This window comes from Mesorhizobium sp. M7A.F.Ca.US.006.04.2.1, assembly GCF_004022915.1.
Taxonomy (GTDB): Bacteria; Pseudomonadota; Alphaproteobacteria; order Rhizobiales; family Rhizobiaceae; genus Mesorhizobium; species Mesorhizobium ciceri.
Genome location: NZ_RZQA01000734.1, coordinates 1 through 3,323, shown reverse-complemented (window position 1 = coordinate 3,323; position 3,323 = coordinate 1). Strand labels below are relative to the sequence as shown.

Here is a 3,323-nt window from a genome sequence, read left to right as displayed (position 1 = left end):
GTTGGATGGTATAGAGTCTCGGCGCGCGCTGGGCAACGTCAATGCCGGTCGTCAGAGGCAATCAATGTGGCGCTTCTTCGACGGGCAGCGCCTCGATGATCACAAAGGCTTGAGCGAGCGGGAAATCATCCGTGATGGTGAGGTGGATTGCCGCCCGATGGCCCTTTGGCAGGATTTTGTCCAGCCTGGCCTGCGCTCCTCCCGTCAGCGCCATGGTCGGCGCGCCACTGGGCAGGTTGACGACACCCATGTCGCGCCAGAACACGCCCTGCGCCAGTCCGGTGCCCAGCGCCTTGGCGCAGGCCTCCTTGGCGGCGAAACGCTTGGCATAGGAGGCCGCGCGGGCGCGTCGATTGTCCGAACGCGCCTGTTCGATGTCGGTGTAGATTCTCTGGACGAAGCGCTGGCCGTGACGCTCCAGCGATTTCTCGATGCGTCTGATGTCGATCAGGTCGCTGCCGATGCCGATGATCATCGCGCAGTGGAACCGATGCTTGCGCCGGGATGGGACGATTGCGCATGCCGGCTTGCGCGCTCGGCCAGGCGTTTGCGCCGCTGTTCGCGGAAAGCGTTCATGCCCCAGCGCGTGATGGCGTAGAACAGCAGCCCGAAGATCAAGCCGAGCGGAACCGCACCGATCAGCATCGGTTCAAGGACCGGTTTCCACAATTGCGCGAAGGAGAGGTTGTGCAACATCTCGCCCAGATGCGCCGGCGGCCCATGTGTCGGCAAACGGTCATGCAGGATGAGCTTGCCCGTTTCCCACGACGCGCCCCATAGCAACGGGAAGGTGAGCGGGTTGCCGAAAAAAACGGCGCCAAGCGCCGCCGCCACCAAATTGCCGGCGATCACCCAGCACAGGATGGCAGCGATGATGAAATGGAAACCGACGGGGAAGAATGAAGCGAAGACACCGGCCGCAACGCCGGCCGCCACCGCATGCGGTGTGGCCTTCAGCCGCAGGATGCGCTTGGAAAAATACTGAAGCGAGCGCGAAAACGAGCGGCGCGGCCAAAGATAGGTACGCACCCGCTCATAAAGGCCATCAGGCTTGCGGCGTCGAAATAGCACTCTGTTCCCGTTCCACAGCGCCCGCAACGGCACCTTCAGCCGGGCGTGGCAGCCACATCTTGCGCTTGACGATCACCCTATGGCAATCGCCAGCTTATATAACAACGCGCTGGCGCAAGAACAACCAAACACCTTTTGTGCCGCGCTTGTCGCCGCCCTTCGGGGCGGCTGGTCTTGCTTCGAACATTGGACAATCGCGGCAAATTTAAGGAACGGCAGTCGCATCGCCGAAAGGCACAGCGCCGCCAGCGGCTACGGCAGGTATTCGCTGACCTCGACCAGATTGCCGTCCGGGTCGCGGAAATAGACCGACATCATTGGACCTCGGGCCCCGATACGTTCAACCGGGCCGAGTTCCACCACCACACCATTGGCCGCGAGCCGCGCACGGACCTCATCCAGTGGCCGCTCGGTGATCAGGCAGAAATCACCTGATCCTGATGTCGGCGACTTCGCCTTTGGCTCGAAAGTCCGGCCGACCTCATGCACATTGATCTTATGGCTACCGAAAGCCAGCGCCGTCGGTCGATCGGCCGCGTCGATGCGCTCAAAACCCAGCACGCGCTGGTAAAACTCACAGGTCACTTCCAGCGAAGCGACCGTCAGCACGAAATGATCGATGCCGGCGATCATTTCCAATTCGTCTTCACGCATGTCGGCATGCCCCGTCAGATGTTGCGGCTGCCGGGCTTGATCGCCGGGATGGCGGCAAGCTCCGGCGGCAGCCGGTCGGCCGGATAGGCCGGGACCTCATACTCGGCAAGCGCGATGAGCGGCACGCCGACATCAGTCTTGCCGGCCGAACGATCGATGATGCAGGCCGCGGCAACCACCTCGGCGCCAAGCTCGCGCAGGCACTCGATGGTCTCTCGGATCGACAGGCCGGTGGTGACGATGTCCTCGACGATGACGACACGCGACCCCCTGGCGATCTCGAAGCGGCGCAAGCGGAACTCGCCCCCTTCCCGCTCGACCCAGATCGCCGGCACGCCGAGATGACGTGAGGTCTCATAGGCCGGGATCAGCCCGCCGATCGCCGGGCCGACGACATAGTCGATCTTGCCGGGCACGCCTGCGCGGATCTTCTCCGCCAGCGCCTTGCACAGAAGCTCGGTCTTGTCGGCATGCATGAACACGCGCGCCTTCTGCAGGAAGACCGGACTGCGCAGGCCCGAGGTCAAAATGAAATGCCCTTCCAGAACAGCACCCGCCTCGCGGAAAATGCCCAGCACTTCATCGGTGTTCATGTCTGCCTCTTTTTGATTGACCATGACGTTGTCCGAAACCGGAGCATGGTCTAGCCATTGACGCGTCTTGCGTCGCTGACGCTCGAATTGTCCTTGAGCTGCGATAGCAGCCGGTTGAGGTGCTTGAGATCCCAGACTTCGAGATCGATCAGCATTTCGGTGAAGTCGGGCGCAGTGCGCACCATCGACAGCGTATGGATGTTGGCGTCGTTCGAGGCAACCACCTGCGCTATATCGGCGAGTGACCCCGGCGCGTTGATGGCGGTGACCGATACGCGCGCCGGAAAGCGTTCCTTGGTGCGCTCATCGATGTCCCAGCGCACGTCGATCCAGCGCTCGGGCTGGTCATCGAACGCCTGCAGCGCTGGCGACTGGATCGGATAGATAGTGATGCCGGTGCCCGGCTGGACGATGCCGACGATGCGATCGCCAGGGACTGCCCCTTCCGGCGCGAAGCGCACCGGCAGATCGCCGCGCACGCCGCGGATCGGCACGGCTCCATCGCGCGGCTGGTCCTTGTCCTTGCGCGCGGCACGACCCGGAATCTGGAACAGCATGCCGGCGGCATTGCGGATCTTCGACCAGCCCTCCTCTCGCGGCTTGGGGACGGCCGTGGTGACGCGCTCATCCTTGTAGTCAGGGAATACCGCCTTCATGACATCAGTGGAGGCGAGCTCGCCACGCCCGACAGAGGCCAGCACATCCTCGATGTCCTTGCGCGCCAACCTGTGCAGCACCTGCTTCAGGCTCTCCTTGGTGAAGGTCTTGCCGGCACGCTCGAAGGCGCGTTCCAGGATGCGGATGCCAAGACCCGAATATTGCTTGCGGATGGCGTTCTTGGTGGCACGGCGGATGGCCGAGCGCGCCTTGCCGGTGACGACGACCGATTCCCACGCCGCCGGCGGCACCTGCGCCTTGGAGCGGATGATCTCGACCTCGTCGCCGTTCTTCAGTTCCGTCATCAGCGGCATGATGCGGCCGTTGACCTTGGCACCGACGCAGGTG

The 3,323-nt window shown here is 63.2% G+C and carries 5 protein-coding genes; all 5 read right to left on the bottom strand.

What is annotated here, in order from left to right:
• Positions 1–61: 61 nt before the first annotated feature.
• Positions 62–475 carry a holo-ACP synthase gene (gene acpS / locus EN925_RS29065; RefSeq protein WP_024503069.1) on the bottom strand — a complete coding sequence of 138 codons (414 nt, stop codon included), beginning with the start codon at positions 473–475 and terminating at the stop codon, positions 62–64.
• Positions 472–1,071: a DUF2062 domain-containing protein gene (locus EN925_RS29060; protein WP_013532587.1), complete on the bottom strand. Its 600-nt coding sequence runs from the start codon at positions 1,069–1,071 to the stop codon at positions 472–474. Before EN925_RS29060 ends, acpS begins: the two co-directional genes overlap by 4 nt.
• Before the next feature lie 252 nt (positions 1,072–1,323).
• Positions 1,324–1,725, bottom strand: coding sequence for a VOC family protein (locus EN925_RS29055; protein ID WP_127370005.1), 402 nt, complete (start codon positions 1,723–1,725; stop codon positions 1,324–1,326).
• A gap of 14 nt (positions 1,726–1,739) precedes the next feature.
• Complete coding sequence (gene pyrE / locus EN925_RS29050) at positions 1,740–2,318, bottom strand: orotate phosphoribosyltransferase (protein WP_013532589.1); 579 nt, start codon at positions 2,316–2,318, stop codon at positions 1,740–1,742.
• A gap of 50 nt (positions 2,319–2,368) precedes the next feature.
• A partial coding sequence (locus EN925_RS29045; RefSeq protein WP_164894455.1) for a RelA/SpoT AH/RIS domain-containing protein occupies positions 2,369–3,323 on the bottom strand: 955 nt, incomplete at its 5' end.

Coding starts and splice junctions, on each gene's coding strand:
- acpS (WP_024503069.1), bottom strand. CDS start 475: ATGATCATCGGCATCGGCAGCGACCTGATCGACATCAGACGCATCGAG.
- pyrE (WP_013532589.1), bottom strand. CDS start 2,318: ATGAACACCGATGAAGTGCTGGGCATTTTCCGCGAGGCGGGTGCTGTT.
- EN925_RS29055 (WP_127370005.1), bottom strand. CDS start 1,725: ATGCGTGAAGACGAATTGGAAATGATCGCCGGCATCGATCATTTCGTG.